This window comes from Blastomonas sp. (assembly GCF_046294995.1).
Taxonomy (GTDB): domain Bacteria; phylum Pseudomonadota; class Alphaproteobacteria; order Sphingomonadales; family Sphingomonadaceae; genus Blastomonas.
In genome coordinates this window covers 51,104-76,551 of record NZ_JBKBOG010000008.1, presented here as the reverse complement: position 1 = coordinate 76,551, position 25,448 = coordinate 51,104, and the positions used below count along the sequence as shown (strand labels likewise).

18 protein-coding genes are annotated in these 25,448 nt (G+C 65.1%); 8 read left to right on the top strand and 10 right to left on the bottom strand.

The genetic code is table 11. The features are described 5' to 3' along the window. From ligD to ACK4R0_RS10655, 3 genes are all read left to right on the top strand, one after another. Positions 1-2,493, top strand: coding sequence for a DNA ligase D (ligD, locus tag ACK4R0_RS10665; protein ID WP_409673912.1), 2,493 nt, complete (start codon positions 1-3; stop codon positions 2,491-2,493). 277 nt (positions 2,494-2,770) lie between these two features. Further along, on the top strand, positions 2,771-3,490 hold the full coding sequence (locus ACK4R0_RS10660) for a cytochrome c oxidase assembly protein (protein ID WP_409673911.1): 720 nt from the start codon (positions 2,771-2,773) through the stop codon (positions 3,488-3,490). Further along, the gene (locus ACK4R0_RS10655) at positions 3,487-3,984 is read left to right on the top strand and encodes a CopD family protein (RefSeq protein WP_409673910.1); all 498 of its coding nucleotides are present in this window, start codon (positions 3,487-3,489) and stop codon (positions 3,982-3,984) included. The genes ACK4R0_RS10660 and ACK4R0_RS10655 overlap by 4 nt, the downstream gene beginning before the upstream one ends. On the opposite strand, the gene ACK4R0_RS10650 is transcribed toward ACK4R0_RS10655, so the two are convergent. Further along, complete coding sequence (locus tag ACK4R0_RS10650; protein WP_409673909.1) at positions 3,948-4,460, bottom strand: DUF2231 domain-containing protein; 513 nt, start codon at positions 4,458-4,460, stop codon at positions 3,948-3,950. The genes ACK4R0_RS10655 and ACK4R0_RS10650 overlap by 37 nt on opposite strands. 48 nt (positions 4,461-4,508) lie before the next feature. Here ACK4R0_RS10650 and ACK4R0_RS10645 point away from each other — a divergent pair, with 48 nt between their 5' ends. The 3 genes from ACK4R0_RS10645 to ACK4R0_RS10635 are packed head-to-tail and all read left to right on the top strand — an operon-like array spanning position 4,509 to position 7,986. Beyond that, complete coding sequence (locus ACK4R0_RS10645) at positions 4,509-5,168, top strand: cytochrome c oxidase subunit II (protein ID WP_409673908.1); 660 nt, start codon at positions 4,509-4,511, stop codon at positions 5,166-5,168. Further along, complete coding sequence (locus ACK4R0_RS10640) at positions 5,165-7,669, top strand: cbb3-type cytochrome c oxidase subunit I (RefSeq protein WP_409673907.1); 2,505 nt, start codon at positions 5,165-5,167, stop codon at positions 7,667-7,669. The genes ACK4R0_RS10645 and ACK4R0_RS10640 overlap by 4 nt, the downstream gene beginning before the upstream one ends. A 14-nt stretch (positions 7,670-7,683) precedes the next feature. Beyond that, complete coding sequence (locus ACK4R0_RS10635; protein ID WP_409673906.1) at positions 7,684-7,986, top strand: hypothetical protein; 303 nt, start codon at positions 7,684-7,686, stop codon at positions 7,984-7,986. 9 nt (positions 7,987-7,995) lie between these two features. Here ACK4R0_RS10635 and ACK4R0_RS10630 read toward each other — a convergent pair whose 3' ends face one another. From ACK4R0_RS10630 to ACK4R0_RS10605, 6 genes are all read right to left on the bottom strand, one after another. Then, the gene (locus ACK4R0_RS10630; RefSeq protein WP_409673977.1) at positions 7,996-8,757 is read right to left on the bottom strand and encodes a formate/nitrite transporter family protein; all 762 of its coding nucleotides are present in this window, start codon (positions 8,755-8,757) and stop codon (positions 7,996-7,998) included. Between the two features lie 41 nt (positions 8,758-8,798). Then, entirely contained in the window at positions 8,799-11,087 is a 2,289-nt protein-coding gene (locus ACK4R0_RS10625; RefSeq protein ID WP_409673905.1) for an FdhF/YdeP family oxidoreductase, read from the bottom strand. Between the two features lie 77 nt (positions 11,088-11,164). After that, positions 11,165-12,238 carry a YihY/virulence factor BrkB family protein gene (locus ACK4R0_RS10620; protein ID WP_409673904.1) on the bottom strand — a complete coding sequence of 358 codons (1,074 nt, stop codon included), beginning with the start codon at positions 12,236-12,238 and terminating at the stop codon, positions 11,165-11,167. After that, the gene (locus ACK4R0_RS10615; RefSeq protein ID WP_409673903.1) at positions 12,235-12,465 is read right to left on the bottom strand and encodes a hypothetical protein; all 231 of its coding nucleotides are present in this window, start codon (positions 12,463-12,465) and stop codon (positions 12,235-12,237) included. The genes ACK4R0_RS10620 and ACK4R0_RS10615 overlap by 4 nt, the downstream gene beginning before the upstream one ends. After that, positions 12,465-16,721: a translocation/assembly module TamB domain-containing protein gene (locus ACK4R0_RS10610; RefSeq protein WP_409673902.1), complete on the bottom strand. Its 4,257-nt coding sequence runs from the start codon at positions 16,719-16,721 to the stop codon at positions 12,465-12,467. The genes ACK4R0_RS10615 and ACK4R0_RS10610 overlap by 1 nt, the downstream gene beginning before the upstream one ends. After that, complete coding sequence (locus ACK4R0_RS10605) at positions 16,721-18,868, bottom strand: autotransporter assembly complex protein TamA (RefSeq protein WP_409673901.1); 2,148 nt, start codon at positions 18,866-18,868, stop codon at positions 16,721-16,723. The genes ACK4R0_RS10610 and ACK4R0_RS10605 overlap by 1 nt, the downstream gene beginning before the upstream one ends. Positions 18,869-19,168: 300 nt before the next feature. Here ACK4R0_RS10605 and ACK4R0_RS10600 point away from each other — a divergent pair, with 300 nt between their 5' ends. Both ACK4R0_RS10600 and ACK4R0_RS10595 read left to right on the top strand, forming a co-directional pair. Continuing rightward, on the top strand, positions 19,169-19,432 hold the full coding sequence (locus tag ACK4R0_RS10600; RefSeq protein ID WP_409673900.1) for a DksA/TraR family C4-type zinc finger protein: 264 nt from the start codon (positions 19,169-19,171) through the stop codon (positions 19,430-19,432). A 5-nt stretch (positions 19,433-19,437) separates the two neighbouring features. Further along, complete coding sequence (locus tag ACK4R0_RS10595) at positions 19,438-19,857, top strand: DUF1810 domain-containing protein (protein ID WP_409673899.1); 420 nt, start codon at positions 19,438-19,440, stop codon at positions 19,855-19,857. 9 nt (positions 19,858-19,866) lie between these two features. Here ACK4R0_RS10595 and ACK4R0_RS10590 read toward each other — a convergent pair whose 3' ends face one another. The 3 genes from ACK4R0_RS10590 to fdhD all read right to left on the bottom strand — a co-directional run bounded on the left by ACK4R0_RS10590 (position 19,867) and on the right by fdhD (position 25,240). Continuing rightward, on the bottom strand, positions 19,867-23,454 hold the full coding sequence (locus ACK4R0_RS10590; RefSeq protein ID WP_409673898.1) for an ABC transporter permease/M1 family aminopeptidase: 3,588 nt from the start codon (positions 23,452-23,454) through the stop codon (positions 19,867-19,869). Between the two features lie 14 nt (positions 23,455-23,468). Next, a complete protein-coding gene (locus ACK4R0_RS10585) occupies positions 23,469-24,362 on the bottom strand; it encodes an ABC transporter ATP-binding protein (protein WP_409673897.1) in 894 nt (297 codons plus the stop codon). A gap of 86 nt (positions 24,363-24,448) precedes the next feature. Beyond that, positions 24,449-25,240 carry a formate dehydrogenase accessory sulfurtransferase FdhD gene (gene fdhD, locus ACK4R0_RS10580; RefSeq protein ID WP_409673896.1) on the bottom strand — a complete coding sequence of 264 codons (792 nt, stop codon included), beginning with the start codon at positions 25,238-25,240 and terminating at the stop codon, positions 24,449-24,451. Positions 25,241-25,448 lie beyond the last annotated feature (208 nt).

The window sequence follows — 25,448 nt, the reverse complement described above, 5'->3', positions numbered from 1 at the left end:
ATGGCACGCACGCCTGATCCGCTCGCGCAATACAACGCCAAGCGCGATTTCAAGCTGACCGCCGAGCCTGCGGGCAAGGTTGGCAAGGGCAAGTCCGGCAACAGCTTCATCGTCCAGAAGCACGACGCCACGCGGCTGCATTTCGACCTGCGGCTCGAGATCGACGGCGTGCTCAAAAGCTGGGCGGTCACCAAAGGGCCAAGCGCCAATCCCGACGACAAGAGGCTCGCCGTCCGCACCGAAGACCATCCCCTGTCCTACGCCGAATTCGAAGGCGTTATCCCCAAGGGGTCGTATGGCGGCGGCACCGTGATGCTGTGGGATCGCGGCAGCTGGGCACCGATCCCCGGCAAGAGTGCGAGCGATATCGAGCAAGGCCACCTCCACTTCACGCTCGATGGCAAGCGGATGCAGGGCGAGTGGCTGCTGGTCCGGATGAAGCCGCGCCCCGGCGAGAAGCGCGAGAACTGGTTGCTGCGCAAGGTCGACGATGCATGGTCCGGGGGCACCGACGATTTGGTCGGCCGCGAGGTCACCAGCATCAAGACCGGGCGAACCATGGCGCAAATCGCCGGTGGCGAAGACGCCGCGATGCCCGCCAAGGCCAAGCCGGCCTCGGCAAAACCGGCTGCGGCCAAAAAGCCCGTCAAACGTCACGCGAAGCGTGCAAAGCTGCCCGAATTCCAGCCGCTGCAGCTGGCGACCCTGGTCGATGCCGTCCCCACGGGGCACGAGTGGATCCACGAGATCAAATATGATGGCTACCGTGCGGAGATTGCCGCTTCGGGCGAAGAGGTGCGGGTCTACACCCGCAACGGGCTCGACTGGACCGACAAGTTCGCGCCCCTCGTCACCCACATTGCCGCGCTCGATCTGCCCTCTTGCCTGATCGATGGCGAGATCGTGGCGTTCGACAGCGACGGCAACCCCGATTTCTCCGCGCTGCAGGCGGTGCTCAAGCGTGGCAGCGGTGCACAGGACGAGCAGACCTCGCTGCAGTTCTTCGCCTTCGACCTGCTCGAACAGGACGGCGAAACGCTGACCGGCTTGAGCAACCTCGAGCGCAAGGAGCGGCTCGAAGCGCTGCTGCATCACGCGGTGCCGCCGATCGCGGTGGCCGATCACGTCATCGGTGCCGGCGAAGCCTTGTACAAGGCGATGTGCGGCGCAGGCCAGGAAGGGATCATATCGAAACGCGCCAGCGCGACCTATTCGGGCAAGCGCTCGGCCAACTGGGTCAAGGTGAAATGCACGCTGGCGCAGGAGTTCGTCATCGTCGGCTGGAACCCGTCAAAGGCCAAGACCCGCCCGTTCGCCTCGCTGCTGCTGGCGCAGTATGAAGGCGACGACCTGGTCTACAAGGGCAATGTCGGCACGGGCTTTTCCGCCGAGGTGATGGCCGATCTGGCGAAAAGCTTCAAGAAGCTGGCCCGCAAGACCGCGCCGCTGAAGACCGATGCCGCCACCACCCGTCATGCGCACTGGCTCAAGCCCCAACTGGTCGCGCAGATCGCGTTCGCGCAGTTCACTGCGGGCGGATCGGTGCGGCATGCAAGCTTTCTGGGACTGAGGGGCGACAAGCCTGCGCGCGATGTGACGCCCGAGGTTGCCCGTGCCGCGCCCGCCGCCGAGCCTGCGGTGAAAATCAGCAGCCGCGAGCGCATCCTTTTCCCCGAGGCCAAGAAGACCAAGGGCGATCTTGCGGACTATTACGCCGCGATCGCTCCGCTGATGCTGGTCCATGCCGCGCACCGCCCGATCAGCCTCGTCCGCTGCCCCCAGGGGCGCGCCAAGGCCTGCTTCTTCCAGAAACACGATTCGGGCGCGTTCGGCACGGATGTCCACCACGTCTCGATCCGCGAGAAGGACGGCGGTCACGAGGATTATCTGTACGTCGAGGACGCTGCGGGCGTGCTTGCCTGCGTGCAGATGGGCACGATCGAGTTTCACGGATGGGGCAGCCGCATCGAGACACTGGAACAACCCGACCGGCTGGTGTTCGATCTCGACCCCGATGAGGGAATCGACTTTGCCGATGTCCGCAAGGCTGCGCTCGATCTGCGCGGGCACCTCGCCGATATCGGCCTCGTCAGCTTTGCCATGCTGACCGGGGGCAAGGGCATCCACGTCATCGCACCGCTCGACCCGGGCCACAGCTGGGAGGACCACAAGGCGTTCTCCAAGCATTTCGCCGAAGCCTTGAGCATGGCAGAGCCGGACCGGTTCATCGCGACGATGAGCAAGGCCAAGCGCAAGGGCAAGATCTTCATCGACTGGCTGCGCAACCAGCGCGGCAGCACCGCCGTAATGCCCTACTCGGTCCGCGCCAGGCCGCATGCGCCGGTCGCCGTACCGATCGGTTGGGAGGCGCTGGCCAAGGTGAAAAGCGCCGGGCAATGGACGATCGATGATCGCGAGACGCTGCTGGAGCGCGCCGCCGCTCCGGAGCTTCGCGGCTGGTGCTTCGCCAAGCAGGCGCTGCCAGAGTATTGATCATCCGCCAAGACAGCCGGACAATTTCTGAAATACGCGGCTAACCCACACCCGTCATTCCCGCGAACGCGGGAATCCCGCTATTGCGGCCCCTTCTCGAGAACAAGCGGGACCCCCGCGTGCGCGGGGGTGACGACAGTGGGGTTTGTGCAAACGCCCGAAAAACGCCGAATTTTCGCGCCTTGCAGGGAACGGCTCGTCGCGTCCCTCGTTCCCCTGTCTGGCGTGCCAATTTCATTTCAGCGAGGAACAGCAGGCGATGGTCCCCGGAGCATCCATGACGGTGCCCTATTGCGGGCTGACCACGGGCGCGGGCTGGCTGACCGACTGGAACCTTGAGCCGGCACTTCTCGCCCTCATCGGAGCAGCGGCGGTGATGGCCCTGCGTGGTCCCGCCACGCTGCGCCTGCACCGCTGGACCGCCGTTGGCCTGATGGTGCTGCTGTGGCTCTCGCCGCTGTGCGCAGCATCGGCCACGCTGCTCTCGGTCCGCGTTGCCCATCACATGATCCTGATGCTGCTGCTCGCCCCTGCCCTGGCGCTGGCCTGGCCCAGGATACGCATCGGCGAACCTGTGGGGTGGTCGATCGCGTCTGCCCTGGTACTGGCCGCTTGGTTCGTCCCTGCCGTCTACAGTTTCGCGTGGGAATCGCATGCAGGCTATTGGCTGCTGCAACTGGCCATGCTGGGGACGGCGTGGCAGTTCTGGGCGGCCTGGTTTGCACCCAGCACCGCGCGCCGACCGCTTGCGACGGCCGCGGCCCCTGCCCTGCTGGCGATGGCGATGGGGTTTGTCGGCGCGTTGCTCACTTTCGCGCCGCGCCCGCTATTTGCCGAGCACATCTTCACCACCGTGCTGTTCGATGTCTCCCCGTTGTGGGACCAGCAGCTTGCCGGGCTCGTCATGTGGACGGCCGGCATGGTACCGCTGGTGGCGCTGGCGGCCCTGCACATCGGCAGGCTGGCGCTCACCGCAAGCAAGGGCGCGCAGTTTTGATCGAGTGGGCGACTCTGGTTTTCAAGGCGCTGCATATCGCAACCATCGCCTTGTGGGCGGGCGGGTTGGTGATGCTGCCGCTGCTGTTTCGCAAATATCGTCCGCAGCTCAGCGATGCTGCCTACACCCGGTTCCGTCGCCTGACCCACTACAGCTACATCCGCCTGCTCACGCCTGCTGCCGTCACTGCGGTGGGGACGGGCATCGTGCTGATCATGCTGCGCGGGATATACGAGCCCTGGCTGTTTGCGAAGCTGGCACTGGTGTCATTGCTCGCGGTGCTGCACGCCTATATCGGCCACATGATCGTGACCACGGCCGAGACGCGCGGCATGGCGCGGCTGACCAATCCTTTTCTGGTGCTGGTCCCGTTGCTCATCGTGATGACGGGAATTCTGGTGCTGGTGCTCGCCAAGCCCGTGTTTGTGATCGACTGGCCGCAGTGGATGACCGAGCCTCAGTCCAACTCGTTGCCGCGCTTGGTGCCGATTTGATAGTCGAACACCAATTTGCCGCCGTGCCAACCGGTCAGGCCCGTCATCAGGACGCACAGGGCCGAGAGCAGGACCCCGTAAGGGAGGACTGCGCCCACCGGATCGGACAGCCGCAGGCCCCAATTGCCCCCCAGCACCGACAGCAACGTCATGGCGAGAATGAAATGCGTCCAACTGGCAGCACGCACCCGGATACCGGGCACGGCGAACAGCTCCACCGCGCCTGCAACCCCGGCCAGCACGCCGAAGATGAAGCCCGAACCGATTGCCCACAGGGCCGCGCGCGCCCAGAAGACATCGCCGGTCGCCCAGTAGAACAGATCCGAGCCGAAAGTGCCGAAGGCCGCCGTGATCGGGAACGCGACCATCATCGCATGCACCGGATGGCTGGCAATCGCGATCCGCGATTCGGTTTCCCTGAACCTGCGGTGCGAAAGGATGGGGTCGGCGCGAAGCTTCTTGGAATTTTCAGTCATCGCGCAAATATGTCCTCCAGCCTGTCGCTCCTTTCAATGCGCGCGCCGGTGATCGGTTCCCTTGGCCTGCTGGCAGGCGGATGCCAGGGACCGCTCTCGACGCTGGACCCCGGCGGGCCCCAGGCGCAGTCGGTCTTCGTCTTTTTCGTCGCGATGACCTTGGTCGCCACGCTGGCCATGGTGCTGGTGATCGCGCTGTTTGCCATGGGATTGCGTCGGGGCAAGCGCACAGAGCCTGCCAGCGACCCGGACGGGGAGGCCAGGACCCGCACCGAGCGCCGCTGGACCTTGTGGCTGGGCATCGCCTTTCCGATGAGCGTATTGACCACGCTGCTGGTGGCCACGCTTTGGGTGGGCGAGGGCCAGTTCGTGCGCGACGACACGCTGCCGACCTGGCGCGCAACCGCGTCGCAATGGGGGTGGCGTTTTGCTCCGATCGGCGCGGATGGCGTTGTCGGCGCGGCGAGCGACCGGCTGGTCATCCCCGCAGGCGAGCCGGTGATCGTCGAGATGACATCGACCGATGTCATCCACAGCTTCTGGGTGCCGCGGCTGGCAGGCAAGATGGACGCCGTCCCCGGCAAGCTCAACCGCCACTTGATTCAGGCGGACCAGCCGGGAACCTATCTGGGTGTCTGCGCCGAATATTGCGGGGTCGGCCATGACCAGATGCGCTTCGTGGTCGTCGCCACCGGGGGAACACCATGACCAACGAACACTCTCCCCCCCGCACGCACGATCCCGCCGCGCTCCATGCCGAGCTCGACGCGGTGTGGCGGTCCTGGCCCGGCTGGCGCGGCTTTGTCGGCGAGGTCAATCACGGCGCCATCGGCATGCGCTTCATGGCGACCGCGATCATCTATTTCGCCATTGGCGGGATTCTGGCGATGCTGATCCGCGTGCAGCTGGCCAACCCGCGCGCCGCATTTGTCGGGCCGGACATCTACAACCAGCTGTTCACGATGCACGGCACGATCATGATGTTCCTGTTCGCGATCCCGATGCTCGAGGGGTTGGCGCTGTACCTGCTGCCCAAGTTCATGGGCGCGCGCGACATGGCCTATCCCCGCCTCTCGGCTTTGGGCTGGTGGTGCTATGCGCTGGGCGGGCTGATCCTGCTGGTGGCGATGTTCGCCGGCGTTGCGCCTGACAGCGGCTGGTTCATGTACACGCCGCTGTCGGACAAGGTGCACACCCCGGGCATCAACGCCGATGTCTGGTTGCTGGGCGTCACCTTCGTCGAGATTTCGGCAATCTGCGCGGCGGTGGAGATTACCGTCTCGATCCTCAAGGTGCGCGCCGAGGGAATGTCGCTGGCGCGGCTGCCGCTGTTCGCGTGGTACATGCTGGGCACCGCCGCGATGATGCTGATCGGCTTTCCGCCGTTGATCCTGGGCTCGATCCTGCTCGAGGTGCAGCGCGCGTTCGACTGGGCATTCTTCGATCCTGCGCGCGGCGGCGACCCGATCCTGTGGCAGCACCTGTTCTGGCTGTTCGGCCATCCCGAGGTGTACATCATCTTCCTGCCCGCAGCCGGTGCGCTGTCGGTCATGATCGCCACCTTCGCGCGCCAGCCGATCATCGGGCATGCGATGATCATCGCTGCGATCTGGGCGATGGTGTTCCTGAGCTTTGGCCTGTGGGTCCACCACATGTTCACCATCGGCATCCCGCATCTGGCGCTGGCGTTCTTTTCCGCCGCCTCGATGCTCGTCGCGGTGCCGACATCGGTGCAGATCTTCGCCTGGATCGGCACCTTGTGGAGCGGGCGGCCGCGCTGGTCGCTGCCGATGCTGCACATTACCGGGTTTTTCCTCACCTTCGTGCTCGGCGGCCTGACCGGCGTGATGCTGGCTGCGGTGCCGTTCAACTGGCAGGCGCACGACACCGCGTTCGTCACCGCGCATCTTCATTACGTGCTGATCGGCGGTTTCGTCTTCCCGATGCTGGCGGCGATCACTTACTGGATGCCCCACTTCACCGGCAGGCGGTCGGTGCGCGGATTGGGCGGCGCGGCGTTCTGGCTGATCTTCATCGGGGTGCATGGCACCTTCCTGTTGATGCACCTGACCGGCCTGCTCGGCATGCCGCGCAGGGTCAGCGTCTATCCCGACAATCCCGAATGGGAGCTGCTCAACCTGATCTCGTCGGTGGGGGGCTTCATCATGACCGCAGGCTTTGCGCTGTTTGCGGTCGATATGGGGCTGCAACTGTTCATGGGTCGGCGCACCAAGCGCAACCCCTGGCGCGCCACCAGCCTCGACTGGGCGATGCGGCTGCCTCCGCCGACCTACAATCTCGCCTCGCTGCCCTACGCCGACATGGATACCGACGAGCGCAGGTTGACCCCGTCGCGGCTCGATGCGCTGGCGACCAAGCTCGCGATGGGCGATGGCATGCTCGCCGGTGCTCCGCGCGGCGTGCGCGAAACGCTGATCGTCGATGCGGTCAGCGGCAAGGCCGAAGCCATCGCGGTGCTGCCTGCGAACACGCTGCGCCCGGCGATCACCGCGCTGATCATCGGCGTCTTCTTCCTGGCCATGCTGTCGGGCTATTACTGGGTGGCAGCGGCGATGGTGCTGGTGATCGCCGCGACCTGCGCCAGCTGGATCAAGCCGGTGCAGCCTGCCGATACCGCTTACGGACCCGTACCCGAGCGGATCGAGGGTTTGCCGGCTGCCCCGTACCACAGCCACGGTCTGGGCTGGTGGGGGTCGGCGGTGCTGCTGCTCGCCAATACCAGCCTGTTCGTCTCGCTGCTGTTTGCGGTCGCGTTTCTGGCGGTCGTTGCACCGGGCTGGGAGGATCTGCCGCAAGAATCACCCGGCATCGGACGATGGGCTGCGCTGCTGGCGACCGGTGCAGGCGGCGCGCTGCTGACCTGGGCCGGGCTTCGGCCGCAGGATAGGTCAGCACACAGGGTGCTTGCCGGCGTCGGGATTTTCGCGGTGGCTGGTGGATCGCTCGCCGTGTTCGCACTGATGGGAGGCTCGCCCATCGAGCATGCGCGCTATGCGGTTCAAGGCGCGATCTGTGCGTATCTGGTCGTTCACGCGCTGATCCTGACGACCATGCATCTCGCCGCCGCGCGCGGTCACCGGATCGGGGTACAGCGTGCCGCGACGCAAGGGGTTCTGGCGCAATGGCACGGCTATACCGGGCTGGTGGCGCTGGTCGGCGCGCTGGCATTGGCGGTGGCGCGGCTATGAACCAAAGGTCCGCCATGCTGCGAGCATCGATCGCTCTGCTTTCGGGGCTGCTGATCTGGGCTGCGTGGTTCACATTTGCCTATGCGTTCCACGGTGCGCAATGCGCGGGCGGGCTTGGCCTTTCGCGCGGCGCGGGGCAGATCGGTCAGATAGCGTTGTGGCTGGTGAGCCTGGGCCTGATCGTCGTTCAATCGCGGTGGGCGGTGCGGCAGGATGTATCCCCCGGCCTGCTCCGCTCGGCCCGGTTGCTTCAGATCACCGCGATCGGGTCGACCCTGTTCGTAGGCCTTCCGATCCTGGTGCTGGCGCCCTGCTGAGCAGGGGCATCACGCCTTTGCGTCGTCCCCGGACCTGCCGAGCTTGTCGTGGCCGTATGCGATGGCGAGTCCCAGCGAGGCACCACCTGCGATGTTGCCCAACGTACTGAACAGCAGGTTGGCAAGGCCGCCCGCCAGATCGGGCGTTGCCATCGGATCGGCCAGCCAGCCAAGCGGCAGGATAGACATGTTGGCGACCGAGTGTTCGAGTCCGGCGGCGACGAAGATCATCACCGGACCCACGATGACCAGCAGCTTGGCGACGATCGACTTGGCAGCCATCGCCATCCACACCGCGAGGCACACCAGCACATTGGCAAGAATGCCCGAGCAGAAGGTTTCAAGGGCAGTCTTGTCCAGCTTGGAGCCGGCAAGCGCCACCGCCGCATCCGCTACTCCCTCGGAAAGCCCGCCTGCGGCCTGAAACAACAGCGCCGTTGCCACGCTGCCGATCAGGTTGCCGGTCCATACCACCGCCCATGCGGTGATCATGCGGCCAGCGCCAAGCTCACCGGTGACGACGGGAAGCATCATCAGCGTGTTGCCGGTGAACAGCTCCGCGCCCACGATCATCACCAGCATCAGCCCGACCGAAAATGCCGCCCCGGCCATCAGCTGCACCGCGCCGATATCGTCCATGCCCGACTGCGCGACCAATGATATCACCGATCCGAAGGCTATGAACACCCCTGCCAGGATCGCCAGCGCCAGCATGCGCAACCAGGGTTGCCCCGCCTTGGTCGCCAGAATGTCGGGCGCTGCTTCTGCTATGGCGTCGCCGACCGGATCGATAGGGGCTGGCTCGGAGATGATCAGTCCCCGGTTGCAATGCGGACGGGAACGGCCTTGCTCGCGGGTGTCTTCGACGCCCGGTCGTGGTGCGACAGTGCGATCAGCGGGTTGAGTTCGGGATAATAGCCCACGATCGTCCCCGAAGGCAGATCGAACGGCACGACCTCAAGATTGCCGATGCGCCGGACGTGACCATCATTGGCATCGCCCGTCAACGCGATCCGCTGCCCTGCGACCAGCCCTGCAGCCTTGATATCGGCAGGGCTCATCAGCACGACGTCGCGCTTGCCCTCGATACCGCGCAGGCGGTCGCTATAGCCGTAGATCGTGGTGTTGAACTGGTCGTTCGATCGCACCGTGACCAGCCGATAGCGGCCCGGCTCATCTGCGACATCGGTTGCGGCCAGCATCTCGGGCGCGGTAAACACCGCCTTGCCGCTCTCGGTTTTCCAGATCCGCTCGCGCGCGCCGTTGCCACGATAGAAACCGCCCGGCTCGAACATCCGCGCGTTCATGTCGTGGAATTCTTCCGCATAGGTTTCGGCAATCAGGTCGCGGATCAACCCGTAGTCGCCTGTCCAGGCATCCCAATGCACGTTCGGATTGGGCGCCAGCGTCGCCTTGGCGATGCCTGCCACGATCGCGGTTTCGGATTTCAGGTGCTCGCTGGCCGGCGTGCGGTGTCCCAGCGATCCGTGGATATGGCTGAAGCTGTCCTCGACCGTCACCGTCTGCGGCCCTGTGGCCTGGATGTCTTCCTCGCTGCGCCCGAGGCAGGGCAGCAGATAGGCGACCTTGCCGTTGAACAGATGGTTATGGTTGAGCTTGGTGGCGATCTGCACCGTCAGCTGCAGGTTCTCCCAGGCGGGTTCGATCCGCGATTGATCGGGGATTGCGCGCAGGAAGTTGCCACCCAGCCCGATGAACGCCTTGGCGCTGCCATCGAGCACGCCTTCGCACACCTCGACCGTGGTCATCCCGGTATCGCGTGGCGGTTCGAAGCCGAACTGCTCGGCGATCTTGTCGAGCGGCACCAGCTCGGGCTTCTCGGAGATGCCGACGGTGCGCTGTCCCTGGACATTGGAATGCCCGCGGACCGGACAGATGCCGGCGCCCTTGCGCCCGATATGGCCGCGCATCAGCAGCAGGTTGACCAGCATCGCGATGTTCTCGAAGCCGTGGACATGCTGGGTCAGGCCCATGCCGTAAACGCCGATGACGCGTTCTGCCCCCAAGTAGACCCGCCCGGCCTCCTCGATATCGGCGCGGGACAAGCCCGATTCCTGCTCGATCCGCTCCCACGATGTCGCGTCTGCCTTGGCGCGGAAATCGTCGTAACCGGTGCAATGTTCGGCGATGAAGTCGTAATCGATGACCTTCCCGCCAGACGCATCATCCTGCGCGAAGACATATTTGCACAGCCCCATGATCGCGGCGATATCGCCGCCGGCGCGGACCTGCAGATACTGGCAGCTCAGATCGGTATCGCCACCGGTCAGCATCTGGCCGGGACGCTGCGGATTGGTGAAGCTGAGCAGACCCTTTTCGCGGATCGGGTTGAAGGTCACGATCCGGCAGCCGCGCTCGACCGCTTTTTGCAACGGGTGCAGGAACCGCGGGCTGTTGGTGCCTGTATTCTGGCCGAAGAAGAAGATCGCGTCGCATTCCTCGAAGTCTTCGAGCACGCAGGTACCGACCGGCGAACCGATCAGCTCATTGAGCGTCACCGAGGTCGTCTCGTGGCACATGTTCGAACTGTCGGGCAGATTGTTGTGACCATACAGCCGCGCGAACAGCGCATAGAGATACGACGTTTCCAGGCTGGCGCGACCCGAGGCGTAAAATACGGCCGATTTGGGATCGATGGCCTTGAGCTCGCTGCCGATCGCGGCAAAGGCTTCTTCCCAGCTGCAGGGCACATAGTGATCGCTGCCGGCGTCATAGCGCAGCGGATGGGTCAGCCGACCGACATGCTCGAGATCATGATCGCTCCAGCCGCGCAGTTCGGTGACGGTGTGCTTGGCGAAGAATTCCGGAGTGCAGCGGTGGCTGGTCAGCTCCCACAAGGTCGCCTTGGCGCCGTTTTCGCAGAATTCGAAGGCATGCGGATGCTTGGGCTTGCCCCAGGCGCAGCTGGTGCACATGAAGCCGCCGGTCTTGTTCTGCTTGGCAAGGGTCGCAAGCGCGCCGGGCGAGGACATTTCGCGCGCCATGGTCTGGACCATTCCGCGCATCGAACCCCAACCGCCTGCCGCGCTGTCATAGGAGACCGTGTCGTCTGAATCGTGCGCGGCGGTTTCGTCGGTCATTATCAGGGGTCCCTTGCAAAAGAAACCAACCGCAGGCTTGGCCAGAAGTTCCCTTTTTCGGCGCAGAAACCGTGCGTTCAGATCAGATGCCGGCGTTGCTGCTTTTCGAGGATCGCACGTTCGGCATCGTCAAGCGCGACCGAATCGGCAAGCACCGCGCCGCGCATGCCGATCGGACGGTCGGCACCTACCGTGGAATCGCGGAAGGTCTGGCGCTCGGCCTCGGCATTGATTTCAGCGCCGATCAGCACCGAATAGGCCGACAGGAACAGCCACATCAGGAAGATCACGATCGCCGCCAGCGACCCGTAAGTGGCGTTGTAGTCGCCGAAATTGGCAGCGTAGAAGCCGAAGCCCACCGTGATGAGCAGCCACAACAGAGTGGAGACCACCGACCCGAGCGACAGCCAGCGCCATTTGGCGGCGCGGCGATCCGGCGCATAGCGATAGAAGATCGCAAAGGTCATGCTCACCAGCACCCCGGCGAGCGCCCAGGTCAGCGTCTGGATCAGCATCAGCGATCCCGCGCCGATATAGGGCGCCAGGAAATTGCGGGCATAGCTGAACAACGAGATAGAGATTAGCCCGGTCACGGCAATCCCGGCCATCCCTAAGGTGATCATCACCGCAACCAGGGTGGTGCGGAAAAAACCGCGCGTCTCATGCTCTTCATAGATGATGTTGAGCGCGCGCATCATCGCGGTGGCGGCGCGCATCGCGCCATAAGTCGAGAACAGCAGAGCGAACAGCAGCCCGAAACCCTGCTGCGTCGAGCTGGTGGTGACGATCTGGAGCAACTGCTCGCGCAGGATGACCAGCACCTCCTCCGGCGCGACATCGTTGAGCATGTCGAGGCTGCTGGCCACAGTGGCCGGATCGGCGATCAGGCCGTACAACAGCACGATGACTGCGATCAGCGGGACGAACGCCAGAAAGGCGAAAAAGGCGACCCCTGCTGCCAGCAGCGCGAGGTTGTGGAAATCGTTCATCACATAGACGCGCTTGAAGATGGCGATCCATGCCTGGCGGGGTATCTGCAGCGGAGAATGCGCGTTCGCACCCGGCACCTGGCCTGCCAGTGCATCGGCATTCTCGGCCAGTTGCTGCAGCTCTGGCGACAGCGGCGCGGTGGAGGGTTTGCCTTCGGTCATCGGGCAGCAGCCTGCGTGGTCGACCTCTCGCCTGCTGCCTCAGCGGCGGCATTCTCGGCTTCGCGCGCTGCAGCCAGCTGCGCGCTGGATTCGGCTTCGATCTTTCGGGCCTCGGCCGCCAGTTCCTGAGAGCGCTGCTCGAAGCGCGTGTCGAAGTCCGGCTCGGCGCTGCAGCCGGCGGTCATTGCCAGCGCCGCGCAGGCGAGCATTGGAAAAACCAAGCGCATCAATAGTCCTTCCGGTACTGCACGTTGACGTTGGACCCGCCGAAACTGCCGACCTGGCTGAGCACCGACAGCGCCCTGCTCAGGCTGATCTCGATCTGGGTTGCGGTGAAGCCACGCGTATCGGTGATGATCTCGACATAGACATCGTTGGAGATGTACTGCCCGACGGCGAGCGATGTCCCGCGGCCGGTGTCCTCGTCCGCGCCCAGAATGCGCAAGCGGTCGATGCCCGATGCCGATTGCAGCACGCCCAGCGGGTTGAGGCCGCCGCTGCCGCCTCGCAGGCTATTGAGCGAAGCTGCCAGCTGCACCGCCTGGATGGGGGTGAGCTCGCCGATCGAATTGCCGAACAGGATCCGCGCCATGACTTCGTCCTGCGGCAAGGCAGGCGTCGACGAGAAGGCGATATCCGGGTTCTCGCCGGTGCCCGATACCGCGATGTTGACCGTGACGTCGCCCGCCTCACCGCTGGCGCGCAGGTTGATCGTCGGATTGGTCGCGTTGCCGCCATTGAACCGCAGCCGACCCTCTTCGAGATCGAACGACCGCCCGGCAAAGCCCAGCGTACCGCGCACCAGATCGATGCCACCGGTAATCCTGGGGTTGCCGGTGGTGCCCGTGATGCGGATGTCGGCGGCCCATTCCGAATCCAGCCCCATGCCCGAGACGTAGATCTGGTTGTCCGCGACGACCTTGACATCGAGGCGCCAGTCACTCGGGACACCTGCTATGGGATCGGGATCGCCGGTGATCCGTTCGCGGCCCAGCGCGGGACGCCGCCTGACCCCGGTCAGCTTGGCGACCTGTGCCGATCCCTGGCGGACGATACGATAGCGCGTCTCGGGCAGGCTGATGGTGCCCGATATCAGCGCCGGCTGCGTGGCGCTGTTGACGATGCTGAGCTGCCCGGTGGCGACCGCAGCCAGATCATTGCCCTCGGCCAGACGCGCGTTGTCCAGATTGAGCGCCAGCTGGATCGGGAAGCCCTGCGCCGAGCTCAGCGAGACGAAGCCCTCGCCGCTGATCGTGCCGCTGCCGGCGCGCGCGGTCAGTTGCTCGACCTGCAGTCGGTCGCCGGTGAAGCTGCCGCGCACGCGCATGTTGGTCAGCCGGGTGCCGAATTGCTCGTTCTCGTAGATCAGGTTGTTGGCGCGCACGATGCCCGACAGCTGCGGCTGCTGGACCCGTCCGGAAAAGTCTGCCGCGACACCGATCGCGCCCGACAGGCTCTGGTCGGGCAATGCCGCCAGCGAGAACAAGGTGTCGGCAGGGCCGTTGTAGCGCACCCCGCCGCTGAGCGGTGCTGCCAGCAGCCGGGTGGTCCAGCTGCCCGCACCCGGTCCCAGCGGATTGAGCGCGACCTGCATCCTGCCGATAACAGCGCCGCGCCGCCGCACGATGGCACGGGCATTGCCGCCATCGGGCTCGAGCCGACCGACGATGTTGATATCCACCGGCTGCGACACCGAAGCGAGGCTGGTCCGGGTAAAGTCGTCGATCATCAGCCGCGCGTCCGCCTGCGGAAAGCTGTTGGCATCCGGCTGGCGGAAATCGAGGCTGCCGCTTGCGGTGCCGCCCAGGCCCAGGCCGGGCATGATCGGGTTGATCAGCGCCAAATTGACATCGTTGAGCCGCGCCTCGACGGTCATCCCCGCGCCATAGCTGCCGGCGAGCTGGATGCTGCCGCGCGACAGGTCGATCGTGGTCGGCATCAGCCGGTACTGCGCGTTTTCCGGGACGATCCGCGCCGGGTTGCGGGTCTTGAAGTCGATGCCGTTGGCGCGTCCGTCCAGCGCCACGCGCCACAGCTCGGGCTGCAGGATGGCGTTGGCGGCGAAGCGGAACGGGACGCTGTTGCGCCCCTCGGCCATCACCCGGGCATTGCCCTGGCCATTGCGATAATCGACCTTGGCGCGGGCGGCGGCGATCTGCAATTCGCCCATGCGGGTGCCTGAAAGCTGGATGTCTGCGACGACCTGCGGCTGCTCGGTCAGCACGATATCGGCAGCGACGATCGCGCGGCCGATGACCACGCCTGCAGGGCCCGGAAGCCTTGCATCGCGCGCATTCATCGCCACCACCGCGCGCTGATAGGCGCCTGCGGCGGACAGGCCGACGTTGCCTGAAACTCCTGCCCCGTTCGCGGCCAGCTGGCCGGCGAAGGGACCGGCGGCGGTCTGCCGTATCCGCCCGGTGATGCCGATATCGGCAAAGCGGGTGCCATCGTTGACCGCGACCTCGATCGGCCCGCTGCCGGTGAACACGTTGACGTTGGCAGCGAACGGCCCGTAATCGGTGTTGCCGTTGCCGGTGACGGCATAGCTGTTGCCATCGCCGCGAATGGTTGCGACGACATCGGTCATGCCGACCCCAAGGCCTGGACGCGCTGCCGAGATGGTTGCGACCGGGCGGGTGACGGTGCCGGTCGCAGAGACAGCCAGCGGCCCGTACTGGTTGGAGGAACCTTGCGCGTTGAACCGGATCTGGCCGTCGGCGGAATAGGAACCGCTGCCCTGGGTAAGCCGGAACGAAGGCGCCGTGACCGTCAGACGATCGATGCGGCCAACCCCGTTGCTGCCATAGCTGACATTGGCGTTGATCAGCGAGTTGCCTCCCAGAAACTCGCGCAGGCCATCGTTCAGGATCTGGCTCGACCGCGCGCGGACGCTGCCCGCTAGGCGGAAGCCGCCATTCGCCATGGTTTCAAGGTCGATATCGGTATCGAGGTTGAAGATGCCGACGCTTTCGACCCTATAGCCATTGACCCGGCCATTGAGCGCGCCGGTGTAGACGCCGGTGCTCATGTCCGCGAGGATTACGGCCGTGGCATCGATCCGGTCCGAGCGCATGCGCATGTTGTCCGACATCAGGCGGGCGTTGGAATAGGCCAGGTCGCCATCGAGGCGCACGTTGGTCAGCAAGTCTCCGGCAGCGGCATTGAGTCCGGCGATCCGCCGCGCACGCGCACTGACCGGGATCATCCAGGCGTCCTTGTCGAGCCGCGCGGCACCTTGAGCGGTCAGGCCGATGACGTTGACATCGTTGAACCCGAGCCGCGCTGCGGTCAGCTCATAGGCAATTTGCGGCGCGGAGAACGCTCCGTTGAGCACCAGGTTGGCGTTGATCCCGTCACCCGAGAGGTTCTCGGCGATCGTGCCCGGCCGCAACAGCCTGAACGCGATGGCAAGGTCGCGCATACGGCTTTCGCCCAGATCGACCAGCCCGTCGGCTTCGAAAGCGAAATTGGCGTTACCGATCCGCGCATCGATATCGAACCGGCGGTCGTCTGCGGTCGCGCTGATGTCGAGCGCAGTCGCGGGGGTGAACAAGGCCATCGTCTGGCCCGGCATCAGCAGCGCAGGACGCATGTCGCCGCGCGCGGTAAACGTGCCGTTGCGCGCAGTGAGCGCGACGTCTGCGAGCGGCTGCCCACCCAGATTGCCGGTCAGCGCGCCGTTCCACGCGTCCCAATCGCCCTTGCCGCGCAGGTTGACCCGCATCGGCTGTTCGACGCCGGTCAGACCCGCGACCAGTCCCTGTGCGGGCGCATCGAGATCGAACGCGACATCGAGCGTGTTGGTTTCGGGCACCGCACGCAGGTCGAGCGTCATCGTCTCGCCGCCTGCAAAGCCTTGTCCTGCCAGCGTACCGGCGCGTGCGGTGACGACCGCAGTGCGGTCGGCGATATGGACCTTGCCGGCAAGCGACGCGCGGTGGCGCTGCCCGGTCACGGCGGGATCGACATCGATCCGGCGCAGCTGAAGATCGGCAATGTCGATATCAAGATCGGGCAGCAAAGGCTCATCGGTCGGCGGCGTCTCGTTGAACGTCGGCAGGCGGCGGAGGCGCATTTGCGGAACCACCAGCGAGCGGATATCGACATGGCTGCCGATGAACGCGAACGGCCGCCAATCGAGCTGAACCAATGGCGAGGAGGCGAAGACGCCCTGGGGATCGCGCAACGTCAGGTCGCGGATTTGCAGTTCGCCGTACAACGAGCCTTCGAGCCGGCCGATGCCGATGGCGAGCCCGTTCTCGAACTCCATCCCGGCGATCTGCTTGGCCACAAAGCGCTTGCCGCTGGAGCTGTCGAGCCAGACATAGCCGATTCCGAGCAGGACGACGATGACGCCGAGCAGCCCGGCCACGCCCAGCGCTATCCTGCGTGGCCAGGAATGCCCCTCGCGGGGTGGTTCGGCGGTCTCCACCGGGTCGGCGATCGCTGCATCGTCCACGGGCTGTACCGGATCGGCCATCAGAAGGCCTGCCCGATCGAGATATAGATCGACACGCGCGATTCACCGGGGCGCCGCGCGATCGGGGTGGCGACATCGAGCCGCATCGGGCCGAAATTGGTGTAGAACCGTCCGCCCAGGCCCACGCCATAGCGCAGGTCGTCGAAGCCAGGGGTCGAGCTGGTCGATACCTGCCCGGCATCGAAGAAGCCGACGACGCCATAATTGCCGAAGCGATAGCGGACTTCTGCCGCCGCCTCGACCAGGCTGCGCCCGCCGATCGGGCGGTTGTCGGGATCCTTGGGTCCAAGCTCCTGATAGCCAAAGCCGCGCACCGATCCGCCGCCGCCCGCATAATAGCGCCGCGACGGGGCGATGTCCTCGCGTTCCGCGCCCATGATCGACCCGACCCGCGCGCGCCCGGCGAGCACTATGCTGTCGCCCACCGGATAATAGACCGTGCCCTCGAACAGCCCGCGCCCGTAGAACTGCGTCCCGCTGCCCAGCGATGTCTCGGGCGAAACCTGCGCAGACAGGCGGAACCCTCTGGTCGGATCGAGCAGGTCGTTCGAGCGGTCCCAGGTGACCTGGCCAGGAAGCGCGGCGACATAATATGTGCGCCGATCGCGCCGACCCAGCGCGAAGTTGAAATCCTGCTCATTGGTGCCGAGCAGCTCGAAACCGTAGCTGTAGGTCAGCCGCTTCTGCCAGATCGGGGTGCTGTAATAGGACACCCGCCCTGCCAGTCGCCCGGTAAAGGCCTCGAACGCGGCAAAGTCGCTGCGCAGGGCAGACAGGCTCAACTCGACGGCCCGGTCCCTGCGTCCGGCGTTGGACCGCCGGAACGTGGCCGAGGCACCCTGCTCCTGCGTGCCTGCGACCACGCTGGCGATCAGCGCGCCTTCGGGCGGAAACAGGTTGCGGTGGGTCCAGGTGCCTTGGGCGCGGATACCCTGCCCGGTGCCATAGCCTGCGTTGGCCGCCAGCGTCCGCGCTGGCCCTGCCTGCTGGTCCACGGCGAGGTTGGCATATTGCGTGCCGTCGGGCGCCGGGGTGCCCGTCTGCTCGGGGCGCACCGCAACGACCGAGTAAAGCCCTGTTGCCACCAGCGCCTTGCGCAGATCGTCGACCAGGCGGCTGTCGTAAAGATCGCCCTTGTCGAACCGCGCCAGCAACGCGATGTGATCGGCATCGAACACCGCCTCACCGCTGGCCAGGATGTCGCCAAAGCTGCTGCGCGGCCCCGGCGTCACGGGCAGCGTGTAATCGCCGGTGACGGTTTGCGGGTCGAGCAGGATGTCGCGCTGGCCTATCTGGGCGAACGGATAGCCCTGCTGCGGCATGACGACCGCGATGTTGGCCTCCGCCGCCAGAATGCGCTCGGCATCGATCGGCTCGCCGGTCGCTGGCACGAAGCTGCGCGTGATGAGATCGGCCGGTTCGACCGCCGGAGCGTCGAAGGTGATCGTACCCAGGCGGTAGCACGGCCCCGGCGAAGCGGTGAGGACAACCACCATCGGCCCGGTGCCGCTCTCGGGAAGCTCGATCGCGCCGTTGACGGTCGCATCGAAAAAGCATTCGCCGATCAGCAGGTCGGACAGCAGCTGCTGGTCTTCGAGCATCCGTGCCGAGACCATCGCTCCGTTGGTCGCCCTGCCGTTGCCATCATCGAGCGCCGAAAGGTCCTCGAACCGCGCGCGCACCGATGCGACGCTGGGAGCATCCTTCGCGCTGCTGCCATCGGCGTTAGGCGCGTTCAATCCCTCGAGCCGGTAGCTGTACCGTACGGAGGTGGCGGGGGTGTCGTCCGCTTCGGTGTACTGGCTCTCGTCAAAGGGCTCGACATCGAAGCTGGCGAGAGGTTCGAGCGGCGCTTCGATTTCGGCATCGATTTCCAGCGGATCGGACAGCGTCTCGCCCGGTGGCCCAGGGGGCGCGATGCTGCCATCGGAGCGCAGCCGCGCCGCCTCGTCCAGACGCGATTGCTCGGCATCCCACTCTTCGACCGTTCCCATCGGGCCATCGGGATCGATCGGGGGAATGGTGGCGTCGAATTCCTCGTCGTCGATGATCGGTGGCTCGCCGTCTTCGGACGCTGCGGGAAGATCAGGGAATGGGTTCTGGCCAAGGCTTTGCACGGCGATCGCTGGCGCGGTCCAGCCGGACATGGCAATGAGAGCACAACCTGCCGCACTAAAACGCAGAGACATCAACTATCCAGAAATTCGCAGCGACAGGCACAAGGCACATTCGGCGTATAAATGCTTGAGATGCCGAAAAGGTTCACTGACATAGGTTAAAAGACCCTGTCCCGTGACTTGGCGCAGGAAACCGGCGAAATTGTTGATTTTTGGTCACACCCTGTTGGTGACAGGTTCCATCGACATTTACCAGTTCCGTAAACTTGGAACCATCGCCCTTGGCACGCGTCGATAGCTGTTGGCGGGGCGGCAGAAGATGGAAAAATCATGGCCAATGGCTGGGCCCGCGACGGGGCGATACAGGATCAGATCGACGATACGATATCAGACGCGGTGGCACTCGCCCGCGCACGGATGATCGCGGGTGAAGGCCTGGACTATTGCGAGGATTGCGGCGAGGACATTCCGGCGGCGCGGCGCAAGGCGCTGCCCGCCAGCCGCACCTGCATCGCCTGCCAGACGCTGCGCGATGCCAAGCTGCGCTCGGCGGGGATCAACCGCCGGGGCAGCAAGGACAGCCAGTTGCGCTGAAGGCGATGACCGCTGACCCTCACAACCTTGCCCGCTTCGTTGCGGCCCAGAGCGACAGCTTCGACGCTGCGCTGGGTGAAATCCGGCGCGGCAGCAAGCGCGGGCACTGGATGTGGTTCATATTCCCGCAGATTGCAGGGCTCGGCAGAAGCCCCACCGCGCAGCATTATGCCATTCGATCGCTGGAAGAAGCGCAGGCCTATCTCGCGCACCCGGTGCTGGGGCCAAGGCTTGTCGCCTGCGTCGAGGCGTTGCAGGCGCTGGGCGACACCAATGCCGAGACGGTGTTCGGGCAGATCGACGCGGTCAAGCTGCGCTCCTCGCTCACCCTGTTCGATCAGGCGCGCGGCGGGCCGTTGTTCGCCGCCGCGCTCGATCGCTGGTTCGGCAGTGCCGACACCGCGACGCTGGCCCTGCTGCGCTGAACCTGCGCCTCAGCTCGAGACATCGACCACATTGTCGTCCGAGTTGCGATCGACATAAGTATTGTAAGGATCGATCCCCGCATGCGTCGGACGGCGGCTGGTGATGATCTTCACCGTCTGCTTGCCGCTCGTGATCGGCTTGCGCTCCATCGCCAGCACGTTCTTGCGCGCGAAGGCGCCTTCGCCGGGCCGTGCGGTGAACAGGCCGATGTCGATGCTGTCGCTGAGCGGCGCCTTGGTCTCCTTGCCCTCGCCATCGGCGTACACCTTGCCCGCTTGAATCGTCAGCGTCGTCTCGAACCGGTTGGGGGCGATCTGACGGGTGGTCGCGGCAGTGGCCTTGAGATCGTAGACCGTGATCCGTTCGAACAGATCGCTCACCAGCGTGCGTTCGGCGGGATTGCGGGCCAGCGATTTCAGGCCATCGACCAGTTCGGTCGAACGGGGATAGGGCTGGCTCTTGAAGCGGTAGCGGTCGAGCAGATCGGCCAGCATCGCATTGACCCTCGCCTCGCCGAGCCGGTCCTGCATAAGGTACATCACCAGCGACCCCTTGTTGTAGTGGATATAGCCCTGGTTCTCGACGCGGGCGAGCGGCAGTTCCTCGACCACCTCGCTGCCGCGCGCGCGCAGATAGCGATCAAGCTCGTACTTGAGGAAGCGGCGGATCTGGTCCTCGCCGTAAAGCTCCTTCATCACCATCAGCGCGCTGTACTGCGCCAACGTCTCGACCAGCACGGTCGCCCCTTGCATGTCCGCGCTGATCAGCTGGTGCGCCCAATATTGGTGCGCGATCTCGTGCGCGGTGACATAGCTCACAAAGTCGATCGCTTCGGGGTCGCGGTCGTCGGCGATGAAGCCGATGCGCTCCGAATACGGGACGGTGCCGGCGAATGCCTGGGCGAAGCTCGCATAGCCGGGGAACTCGATGATCCGGGCATAATCGAACTGGTACGGCCCGAAGGCGCGTTCGTAATAGCCCAGCGAAACCTGCATCGCCTTGAGCATGCGCTGGACGTTGAAGGGATGGCCGGGGTGATGGAACACGGACAGCGCAACATCGCCCGCACGCGCCTTCACCTCGGCATAGCGCGCCGACTGGACCGAGAAAAACGCCAGGATCGGTGCGCGCGAAACGAACCTTGCGGTGCGCCTGCCGTCGCGGGTGACATCGGATACCTTGGCGCCGGGTGCGATCGGGGTCTGGTCGGCGCTGGTCGACACGGTGATGTCCGCCATCACCCAGTCGGCATCGCCGATATAGTTGCGCCGGGTCGCCGAGAGGTCTTCGAGCTTGGCCGGACGCAGATCGGCAGGCAGGCCGTATTTGCGCCGCTGGGTGCGGTCGGTCAGCAGCGCTGAGCGGTCCATTCCGATCAATGGCGCGAACTGGCGGTTGTTGAGGAAGCTGCCATTGGCAACGAGGTTGGTGTCGTCGCCGGTCGCGCGGAAGCCGCGTTGCTCGCGCAGCGTCTCGAAATCGAGCGTCGTGGTCGCGCCGGGCTGCAGCGGTGTGGCGAAGCGGTAAATGCGGTACTGGTCTTCCTCGTCGTTGAGCGAAAGCTGTGCGCCCGGAATGACCAGGCGGATGATTTGCGTGTCGAGGTCGGGCAGCCGCACATGCAGCGTCTCGACCGGCGCACCGGTGTCGTTGACCAGGGTATAGCGCCCCTGCGCCTGCATCCGGCGCTGCTCCGGATAGAGGTCGATCTGCATCCGCATCGCTGTGGCCGAGGGTTGCAGCACGGTCTCGTATTTCAGGAACTTCTTCTCGTACTCCGCCATCCGCTCGCGCCCGTCATCCTGGGTGCGGTATTCGTTGAGCACGTTCATGTTCCAGTAGAGGAACCCGCCGGTGGCAATGAACACCAATGCCGCGCCCGCGATGATGACCCCGGGAGCGCCGCGCAGCCGCGAAGGAACCCGCGCCAGCCGCGCCTTGAGCCGGGTTTCGGTGCCGCGTCGCCACAAAAGGTGGGCAAGCACGATCAGGATCAGCGCGAATGCGCCCCAATAGAGCCTGAGCCACCACCCCGCAGGGCCGCCGATCTGCGTGCCGTTCATGTCCGACAGGCTGACGCCCCCGGTCTGGGCATAAGAATACAGGGGATGCTCAAACCCGATCCCGGCCAGCGTGATCGAGGCGACGAGCTGCACCACCATCAGCCCCCAGCCGATGTACTTGTTGGGGCTGAGCGCCTGCAGGAACACCGCCAGCACCGCGATCAGCATCATGTCCACCGACAGCGGCAGCAGATACCAATATGCGAACTGGCCGATTTCGATCGGCGCGCCGCCGCGCGCCAGCTGGATCACGATTCCCGCCAGCATCGATACCAATACGGTGGCGAACAGCACCATCGCGACCGCCAGCGCCTTGGGCACGATATAGGCCCAGTTGGGCAAAGCCGTCGCATCGACGATCTCATGCATCCGCCGGTCGCGATCGCGCCATACGACCTCACCGGCGTAATAGATTGCGATGATGATCGGGATGATCGCGAAGGTACCGGTCAGCGTCTCGATGATCGCGAAGGTCAGCGGGCGGGCGGGCGTACCGTAAAGCTCGTTGGCGGTCCACAAGGACGCGCCTGCGTTGACCAGGCCGATCGCCAGCAGCACGAAGAACGCCGGGCTCTTGACCAGCTGCAGTATCTCGAACCGGCAGCGCACCAGCAATTGGGTCAGCCATGCGCCATCGGGGTCGGTCGGCGGCAGGGTAGCGACCAGCAGCGGGGCATCGCGCGAAAGCCGCGCCTCGGACTTGGCCTGGCGCCGCAGCTTGCGCTTCGACATGCCCTTTTCGGCAAAGCTGAACCGCCAATACGAAAACACCAGAGCCAGCAGGCCGATGCCGATCGCCAGCGCCCGGTTGGCGAGCAGCACGCCATCGAGCGGCGGGGTCATCATGTTGGCTTCGGCTGCGGTCCAGTATCGGGTCGCGATGGTCACCGCGCCGATGCCGAACGGCTCGATATAGGCGACCAGCTCGCGCAATTCGGGCCGCGAACCAATCAGCCCGGTGAGCACCAGATAGCCGACCAGAAACACCACCACGCCGACATAGCTGTACATCATCGATCGGGTGACGGTGGCGACGGCAAAGAAGATCGCGGCGGTCAGGAACACGTTGGGCAGCGCCAGCGCGCCATAGGCGAAGGCGTAATATTGCAGCCGGTTGGGTCCCAAAGTCTCCTGGTCGAGCCAGGGCATCAGCGAACCCAGCCACATCGCCAGCGGCACCGCGAGGAACGCCACCGCCGCTGCAAGGAACGCGCCAGTGAACCGCCCGATCAGATAATCGAACTTGCGCACCTGGGTCGATCGCACCATCGGCCCGAAGCCGCTTTCATCGTCGCGGACGATGACATTGGCGACGAACGCGGTGGTGACGAACATGAAGAAGATCGAGAGGATCAGATGCGTCTGCGCGATCGCGGTCGGCGCATTGGCGTGAACGTTGCCACCGCCGCCGATCTGCACCTGGTCGATCGTCATCGCCCCGAAGGTCAGCAGGAAGAACAATATGGCCACCACCCAGAACACCGGGCTGGTCATCTGATAGCGGAGCTCGAACCCGGCGATGCGGCGGAACATGGCGGCGTTCCCCCTCAGGCTGCGCGGGCGGCGGGTGCGAGGCGGCTGTTGGCGAGGGTCGAGAAATACACGTCCTCCAACCCGCCATCGACGCTGGTGAAGCCGTCGCCCGGGTCGGTGGGAGAGATCACGTGGATGACGGTGCGCCCGGCAAACAGCCGCGTCGAGATGACCGTGTAGCGCTCGCGGTGCGCATCGAGTTCGTCGCGCGCGATCGTCTTGGCCCAGATGTTGCCGCGCGTCTGCGCGATCAGGTCGTGCGGTGCGCCTTCGCTCTGGATGCGCCCGGCGGCAAGGATCGCCATGCGCGGGCACAGATCAGCGACATCCTCGACGATGTGCGTCGACAGGATGATCACGACGTTCTCGCCGATCTCGGCGAGCAGGTTGAGGAAGCGGTTGCGCTCTTCAGGGTCGAGCCCGGCGGTGGGTTCATCGACGATGATCAATTGCGGCTGGCCGATCAGCGCCTGCGCGATGCCGAAACGCTGGCGCATGCCGCCCGAAAAGCCTGCGATCGCCTTTTTGCGGACGTTCCAAAGATTGGTCTGGTTGAGCAAGGTCTCGACCGTCGCCTTGCGGTCCGCCGCAGAGGCCACGCCCTTGAGCACCGCCATATGATCGAGCATGTCGTACGCCGAGACGCGCGGATACACGCCAAAGTCCTGCGGCAGATATCCCAAGGTCCGGCGCAATTGCTCGGGCGCGGCGATGACATCGATATCGCCGAAGCGGATCGATCCTGCGGTCGGGGTCTGCAACGTCGCGATCGTCCGCATCAGCGTGGATTTGCCCGCACCATTGGGACCGAGCAGGCCATACATGCCCTTGGGGATCGTCAGCGTGACATCGTCGAGCGCGCGCGTTCCATTGGCGTAGACATGGGTGATATTGCGAAGATCGAGCATCGGTGCCTCCCTGATGGGATGCACGCTAGCCAAGTGTATTGCTGGTGTAAATCACTGACGCAGACTCGATGTAAAATTTTTACCGATCAGGGCTGGCCCATCTCGAGCAGACTGTCGTGCCGCGCGAGGCTGACGAGGCGAAGCCCATGCGCGGCCGCCTGCTCCGCCGCGAGCGTCGAGGCAGCCGAGATCGTCACCAGCAACGGCGCGCCGGCAATCACCGCCTTTTGCACCAGTTCGAAGCTGCACCGCGCGGTGAGCACGATGAAATGGTCAGCGATGGCCAGCCCCTGCCGCGCTGCAGCGCCGAGCAATTTGTCGAGCGCATTGTGCCGCCCGATATCCTCGCGCACCAGCCGGATGGTGCCATCGGCGGCGCACAAGGCGGCGGCATGCGCGGCGCGCGTCACCTTGCCCAGCACCTGCCAGTCGCGCAGCGCGTCCACCGCGCGGAACATCGCGGCGGGTTCGACTTCAAGCCTGGCGGCCACCGGTTCCAGCGGACGCATCACCTGCTCGAGACTCTCGATCCCGCACAGGCCGCAGCTGCCCTCGGCCAGCCGCAACCGCGCGCGTTCGATCAACGGCGCGGCATTGGCGACGTTGAGCTGTACCCGCAGCACCCATCCGCCCGCATCGACAGGGGCGGCATAGGCAGATGCCATCTCGGTGGCCGCTGCGATCAGCTGTTCGGACAGGCAGAAGCCCAGTGCATAATCTTCCAGATCGGCCGGTGTCGCCATCATCACCGCATAGCCCAGCCCGTTGATCTCGATCGCGACCGGCGCTTCTTCGACCAGTGCGCGTTCGATCGCGCGCGGCGGCGCGCCATCGGCGAAATGCTCGCGCAGCACGAACGGGCGCGCACCTTCAACCATTACGCGCGCGCCTTCGGATAAGACGGAGCCGCTCGATGCCGATCTGGACGAAACCCTGGATTCATCGCGAACTCCTCTTTTGCTGCCGATTGCAGGCGGCATATCCTATCGGACCTCTAGCCGCCACCACCCCGCGCCGGCCCGAACCGCTGACGAGGACGATTGACGAAGCTGCAGCCCCCGTCCATTTTCGGCCGAACGACGGGGG

Excerpts from the sequence above, each read along its gene's own strand:
- ligD (WP_409673912.1), top strand. The coding sequence starts at position 1 with ATGGCACGCACGCCTGATCCGCTCGCGCAATACAACGCCAAGCGCGAT.
- ACK4R0_RS10660 (WP_409673911.1), top strand. The coding sequence starts at position 2,771 with ATGACGGTGCCCTATTGCGGGCTGACCACGGGCGCGGGCTGGCTGACC.
- ACK4R0_RS10650 (WP_409673909.1), bottom strand. The coding sequence starts at position 4,460 with ATGACTGAAAATTCCAAGAAGCTTCGCGCCGACCCCATCCTTTCGCAC.
- ACK4R0_RS10640 (WP_409673907.1), top strand. The coding sequence starts at position 5,165 with ATGACCAACGAACACTCTCCCCCCCGCACGCACGATCCCGCCGCGCTC.
- ACK4R0_RS10635 (WP_409673906.1), top strand. The coding sequence starts at position 7,684 with ATGCTGCGAGCATCGATCGCTCTGCTTTCGGGGCTGCTGATCTGGGCT.
- ACK4R0_RS10625 (WP_409673905.1), bottom strand. The coding sequence starts at position 11,087 with ATGACCGACGAAACCGCCGCGCACGATTCAGACGACACGGTCTCCTAT.
- ACK4R0_RS10620 (WP_409673904.1), bottom strand. The coding sequence starts at position 12,238 with ATGACCGAAGGCAAACCCTCCACCGCGCCGCTGTCGCCAGAGCTGCAG.
- ACK4R0_RS10615 (WP_409673903.1), bottom strand. The coding sequence starts at position 12,465 with ATGCGCTTGGTTTTTCCAATGCTCGCCTGCGCGGCGCTGGCAATGACC.
- ACK4R0_RS10610 (WP_409673902.1), bottom strand. The coding sequence starts at position 16,721 with ATGGCCGATCCGGTACAGCCCGTGGACGATGCAGCGATCGCCGACCCG.
- ACK4R0_RS10605 (WP_409673901.1), bottom strand. The coding sequence starts at position 18,868 with ATGTCCGGCTGGACCGCGCCAGCGATCGCCGTGCAAAGCCTTGGCCAG.
- ACK4R0_RS10600 (WP_409673900.1), top strand. The coding sequence starts at position 19,169 with ATGGCCAATGGCTGGGCCCGCGACGGGGCGATACAGGATCAGATCGAC.
- ACK4R0_RS10595 (WP_409673899.1), top strand. The coding sequence starts at position 19,438 with ATGACCGCTGACCCTCACAACCTTGCCCGCTTCGTTGCGGCCCAGAGC.
- ACK4R0_RS10590 (WP_409673898.1), bottom strand. The coding sequence starts at position 23,454 with ATGTTCCGCCGCATCGCCGGGTTCGAGCTCCGCTATCAGATGACCAGC.
- ACK4R0_RS10585 (WP_409673897.1), bottom strand. The coding sequence starts at position 24,362 with ATGCTCGATCTTCGCAATATCACCCATGTCTACGCCAATGGAACGCGC.
- fdhD (WP_409673896.1), bottom strand. The coding sequence starts at position 25,240 with ATGGTTGAAGGTGCGCGCCCGTTCGTGCTGCGCGAGCATTTCGCCGAT.